A 5,485-nucleotide genomic window follows, 5' to 3' on the forward strand; every position below is an offset into this window, starting at 1 on the left:
CGGTGCGGGGGCCGGGGCCGGCTCACCGCCCCTAGATCCCGCCGCCCCCCGGGCCCCCCGGTGTGCCCCCCCGGGTTGGGGGGGGCGCGACGGGGGCGCCGGCAACAGGCGCTGCAGCAGCGGGCCGGTCATCATCGTGGTGACCACGGCCATGGCCACCATCACGGTGAAGACGCGGCCGTCGATGACACCGAGGCCCAGACCCACGTTGAGCAGGACGAGTTCGGTCAGTCCACGTGCGTTCATCAGCACACCGAGGGTGATGGCCTGCCGTGGAGTGGCCCCGGTGAGCCGGGCGGCGGCCGCGGCGCCGATGAACTTGCCCGCGCAGGCCGCGACGAGCACGGCGAGCAGCATGGCCAGGCCCTGGCCGCCGAGTCCCTGGAAGTTGACGGACAGCCCGGTGACGGTGAAGAAGACCGGGAGCAGCAGCAGACTCGACTGCTCGATGCGCGCGGGCACCTCCGGAGCGTGGGCCTCGAGCCGGCGGCGCGGTACGACGGCACCGAAGACGAAGGCGCCGAACACGGTGTGCAGTCCCATCGCGTCGGTGGCCCAGGCCGACAGCAGCAGACCGCTGAAGACCACGCCTTGGAGCACTGTGCTGTCCCCGTTCCAGGGCCGTTCGGGCGCCAGCAGCCAGTGCAGCGCGGGCTTGACCACGTACCGCGTGCCGAGGACGAAGAGGGCGGACAGCAGGGCCATCCGGGCGAGTGGCCAGGAGCCGTCGGCGTTCACCACGACGACCACGACGGCGAGAATGCCCCACGCCAGCAGGTCCTGGAGGGCGGCGCAGGCGAGCGCCATGGTGCCGATGCGCTCCCGGGCCAGACCGTGGTCGGTCAGGATGCGGGCGAGCACCGGGAAGGCCGTGATGGACATGGCCGCGCCCAGGAACAGCGCCGGGCCGAGCAGCCCCGTCCGCCCCTGTTCGGTGAGGCCCCAGGACGCGAAGGCGACGGCCAGGCCCGTGCCCAGGGCGAACGGCAGGGCCACGGAGCTGAGCGAGACCGACACCACCTGACGGCCCCGGCCGCGCAGTTGCGCCACGTCGAGGTGGTATCCCACCCCGAACATGAAGAGCACGAGGCCCAGTTGGGCCAGCAGCTGGAGGAAGGGGCGGGCCTGGTCCGGGAACAGGACCGCGGTCGGATTCCCGGGGAGCAGCCCCAGCAGACTGGGGCCCAGCATCAGGCCCGCGGCGATTTCCCCCAGCACCGCCGGCTGCCGCAGCCGCTGGGCGATCCGCCCGCAGACGACGGCCGCGGGCACGACCACGGCGAGGCCGATCAGCACATCACGGATGGTCTCTTGCAGCACACTGCCACTCATGGCCATGGCCCTCCCCCGGCACCGGTTCCGCCCAGTCTCGGGGAGCCAACTCCCATACAGAAATGCGCACTTGGACGTTTGGACGTGGGGGTCAACGCCGACCACATGCCACCACGGCGGCCACGGGCGTACGTGTCCGCCGCTCCCCCGTATCGGGCAGCCCGAAGCCCGGCACCGGGACGGGGGATTCACCACGGTGCCGGGCGGCTCGGTTCAGACCGTTCGCAGCGCCTCCGTGGGTGGCATCCGGGCCGCCCGCAGGGCGGGCAGCAGCCCTGCGATGGCGCCGATGGCCACGGCCGCGCCGAGTCCACCCGCCCAGGCGAGCACGGGGACGACGGTCTCCCAGCCCTTGACGCCCGCGTAGACGAACGTCGCCAGCGTGCCCAGCACCACCCCGACCGCGCCACCGAGCATGGCGAGCAGGATGGCCTCGGAGAGGAACTGCAGCCGGATGGTGCCACGGGTGGCGCCGAGCGCCCGCCGCAGGCCGATCTCCGAGCGGCGTTCGAGCACGGAGATCACCATGGTGTTGGCGACGCCGATGCCCCCGACGAGCAGGGCCACCGCCCCCAGCCCGAGGAACAGCCCGTCCAGCGCCGACCGCGCGGCGGCCCGGGCCTCGAGCGCGGCCGAGGGCTGGGTGACACTGACCTCGCTGGGGTTCTGCGGGTTGGCCGTGGCGGCCAGGACGTTGCGGACCTCCTTGACCTGGTCGGTGTCCGACCGTACGTACACCGTGGAGGGGTGGCCGTCGAAGTCCAGGTACTTCTTCGCGGACTCGTAGCCCACCAGCACCGCCGAGTCGATCTCCGGTGTCAGCTTCGCGGGCTTGAGCACCCCGGACACGTAGAACCACTGACCGCCGACCCAGATGCGCATGCCCGGGTGGACCCGGGAGATGCCCAGCCGGCTGGCGGCGTCCCACCCGAGGACGGCCACCGGCTGCCGCGCGGTGGCGGCGTTGAGGTATCGGCCCTGGGCCATCGAGGTGCGCACCGCGGCCGGGAGGCGCAGGCTGGCGGCGTTCACCGAGAGGGAGTTGGTGTTGAGGGTCGGGATGTGCGGGCTGCGGTACGCCTCGGCGTCGGTCTTGCCGGTGCTCTGCACCGCCTCGACCGGGCCGATCCGGGAGATCATGCCCGGTGCCTCGACGGGGAGTTTGGCGTCCCCGCCGCCCAGCGACTGGCCCGGAGTGACCTTCAGCAGATTGGTGCCCAGCTTGTCGATCTCGGCGAGCAGCCCGGCCTGCGAGGACGACGACAGCCCGAGCACCGCCACCATCGCGGCCACACCGATGGCGATGCCCAGCGCCGACAGGGCGGCCCGCATCCGGCGGGTGCGCAGGCCCACGCTGGCGGTCCGGCCCAGGTCGGCCGGGTGGAGCCGGCCGGGGGCGGTGGCCGTGGAGGTCATGGCAGCCGCCTCTCGATGTCCAGCGGGTCCTCCGCCGACATGACGTCCGCGACGATGTGACCGTCGAGCACCTCGATCCGGCGTGGCAGCCGGGCGGCCAGCTCCCGATCATGGGTGATCATGACGATGGTGGTGCCCTCGGCGTTGAGCTCCTTGAACAGCTTGAAGATCGCGGCACCCGCGACGCTGTCGAGGTTGCCGGTGGGCTCGTCGGCCAGCACGATCGCCGGGTCACCGGCCAGGGCACGGGCGATCGCGACCCGCTGCCGCTCACCACCCGACAGCTGCGACGGCCGGTGGTGGATCCGGTGGCTGAGACCGACCCGGTCCAGGGCCACGGCGGCCGCCGACAGCCGGGCCGGGCGCCGGACGCCCGAGTACAGCATCCCGTCCGCCACATTCTCCAGCGCCGTGGCGTGTTCGGCCAGGAAGAACTGCTGGAAGACAAAGCCGATCCGGGTGGCGCGCAGCCCGGCCAGCGCCCGGTCGGACATCGCGGCCACGTCCTCCCCCACGACCCGTACCGTGCCGGAGGTCGGCCGGTCCAGGGTGCCCATCACCTGCAGCAGGGTCGACTTGCCGGAGCCGGAGGGGCCCACGATGGCCACCAAATCGCCCCGGTGGATGGTGAATCCGGCCCCGTCCAGCGCCACGACCGGGGAGGCGCCCGGATAGACCTTGGTCACGTCCTCCAGCTGCAGCACCGCCTCGCCGGTGGTCCGCACGTCGACCGGCCGCGTCTCGGTCTCCACGCCGGTCATGACGCGGGCACCGCGATCTTCTGGCCGACCTCGAGCCCGGCGCCACTGACCTCCACCTTGCCCTCGCTGTCGTCGAAGATCCCGGTGCGCACCGGGATCAGCTTGTGCTTGCCACCCGCGTCGACGACCTCGACGGCGTAACCGCCTCCGGCGAGCGCCAGCAACGCGTTCACCGGCACCGACAGCACGTCCTTCACCGTGTCGGAGACGATGGCCACCTGGACGGGCGCCTGGTCGAGCCCTCCGGTGGCCTTCGGGTCCTTCGGCCTGATCTGCACCTCGATGGTGGTCTTGTCGTCGGCCTGCTTCGCCACCTTCCCCACCGAAGACACCTCGCCGTCGGTCGACTTGCCGTTGGGGAGGGTGATGGTCACCTTGTCACCGACCGCCACCCCGGTCTGCTGGCTGGCGTTGAGCTCCACGGTGACCTGCCGCTTGGTCGAGGAGACCTGCAGCACGTTCTGCCCCTGCCCGGCCGGGCCACCGCGTACGGCCCCGGACTTGATGACCCGGACCTCCTCGGCGGGCAGGAACACGGCCTGCCCGAGCGACAGTTCACCCGTCTCCTTCAGTCCGACGTCCTCCTGGAGCTCCTTGAGGGCGTAGTACGTCTGCATGCTGAAGTAGTCCGAGTCGGGGTCGATCTGCGCCTTGGTGGCGTACTTGAGGCTGACGAGCGCGGCGTTGAGCTGCCGCACATCGGCACCCTCGGCGCCGTAGGCCAGATCGCGGTACACCGGCTCGGCGGCGCCCTGGAGCATCACCACCGGCTTGCCACTCACGCGGTAGAGCACCTTGCCCTGGCTGATCACATCGCCCACGGCGGGGAGCCTGGTGATGGTGCCCTTGGCGTTGTTGACGACGTCGTACGAACCCGCGTAGCCGAGCGTCCCGTTCTCCAGGGTGCGGGCCGACAACGACCCCTGGGTGACCTTCGCCACCCCGGTGGGGGCGCTGGCCCTGGCCGACGAGTCCTTCTCGGACTTCTTGAACGGATCGGCCACGACGACGCCCGCGCCCGCCGCGACCACGATCGCCACGACGACGATCGCGGTCAGTCCGCGCCGCTTGCGCCGCGCCGGTGGTGGCGCGCTCTGCCGCTCCGGGGGACTCGCTTCCTCGTCCTCGGTCGGGGTCTGGGTCGCACTCACGCCGAGCCCCCACCGGGCTTGTTGGGCTCCATGTTGCGCAGGGACTCGGGCTGGTACTGCTTACAGGCGTCCTCCGCCTTCTTGAACTGCGGAGTGGTCGGGTCGACCTCCAGCTTGAAGCCACCGCTCTCGTCCGGGTCGGGGAAGCTGGGCACACCGTTCTTGCGCATGCACTTGGCGTACTTGAGCTTGTCCTCGGTCGGCCACACATCGCCCGGACCGCCGCCACCCTCCTGCGGGGGCGGTGCCGGCATGTACTGCTTGCAGGCTTTCTCCGCCTTCTGGAACTCCGGGGACTGCGGGTCGATTCCGGCACCCATGCCCTCACCGGGCTTGGGGTCCTTGAAATCGGGCAGGCCGTTCTTCCGCATGCACTCCGCGAATTTCAGCCCGTCCCCTTGTGTACCGGCCTCGGGCTTCTTGGACTGCGAGTTCTTCCCGGAGCCCACGCTGGCCACGCTCTTATCGGGTTCGTTGTTGTCGCCACAGGCAGTGGCGAGCAGGGCGACCCCGGTCAGCAGCGCCGCCAGCGCGGTGGTGCGCCGCAGCCTCTTCTTGGGTGCGGCACTGCCATCCGACGGCCGCTCCGTGATAACCACCATGCCACTGTCCCCATTCCTTCGGGATTTCCTGTACCTCCTGTTTTAGCGAGGGGGCGGTTTCGCTGAGGTTTCAGTGGGGGGCGGGGGTGGGGTGCGGTCGGATATACGCAGGTCCCGGCGCGCCGGGCATGCGGAAGCCCCGGTCTACCGGCATGCGGAATCGCCGCGGGGGCCGGGGGCGGGTGTGGGGGCGCGCGGGGCGGGGGGGGGGCCCCGACGGGGC

5 protein-coding genes are annotated in these 5,485 nt (G+C 71.3%); all 5 read right to left on the reverse strand.

Annotated elements, in window-relative coordinates:
* Window positions 1-1,332, reverse strand: a 1,332-nt coding sequence (locus ACFXB5_RS52305) for a cation:proton antiporter (RefSeq protein ID WP_385222852.1), incomplete at its 3' end; no start/stop codon positions are given.
* Between the two features lie 213 nt (window positions 1,333-1,545).
* On the reverse strand, window positions 1,546-2,748 hold the full coding sequence (locus tag ACFXB5_RS52310; RefSeq protein ID WP_201848746.1) for an ABC transporter permease: 1,203 nt from the start codon (window positions 2,746-2,748) through the stop codon (window positions 1,546-1,548).
* Entirely contained in the window at window positions 2,745-3,509 is a 765-nt protein-coding gene (locus ACFXB5_RS52315) for an ABC transporter ATP-binding protein (RefSeq protein ID WP_385222855.1), read from the reverse strand. Before ACFXB5_RS52315 ends, ACFXB5_RS52310 begins: the two co-directional genes overlap by 4 nt.
* The gene (locus tag ACFXB5_RS52320) at window positions 3,506-4,660 is read right to left on the reverse strand and encodes a peptidoglycan-binding protein (protein WP_201848750.1); all 1,155 of its coding nucleotides are present in this window, start codon (window positions 4,658-4,660) and stop codon (window positions 3,506-3,508) included. Before ACFXB5_RS52320 ends, ACFXB5_RS52315 begins: the two co-directional genes overlap by 4 nt.
* The gene (locus ACFXB5_RS52325; RefSeq protein WP_385222859.1) at window positions 4,657-5,262 is read right to left on the reverse strand and encodes a hypothetical protein; all 606 of its coding nucleotides are present in this window, start codon (window positions 5,260-5,262) and stop codon (window positions 4,657-4,659) included. The genes ACFXB5_RS52320 and ACFXB5_RS52325 overlap by 4 nt, the downstream gene beginning before the upstream one ends.
* Window positions 5,263-5,485: the final 223 nt, after the last annotated feature.

This window comes from Streptomyces sp. NPDC059455, from assembly GCF_042750115.1.
Lineage (GTDB): Bacteria > Actinomycetota > Actinomycetes > Streptomycetales > Streptomycetaceae > Streptomyces > Streptomyces endocoffeicus.

Excerpts from the sequence above, each read along its gene's own strand:
- ACFXB5_RS52310 (WP_201848746.1), bottom strand. The coding sequence starts at position 2,748 with ATGACCTCCACGGCCACCGCCCCCGGCCGGCTCCACCCGGCCGACCTG.
- ACFXB5_RS52315 (WP_385222855.1), bottom strand. The coding sequence starts at position 3,509 with ATGACCGGCGTGGAGACCGAGACGCGGCCGGTCGACGTGCGGACCACC.
- ACFXB5_RS52325 (WP_385222859.1), bottom strand. The coding sequence starts at position 5,262 with ATGGTGGTTATCACGGAGCGGCCGTCGGATGGCAGTGCCGCACCCAAG.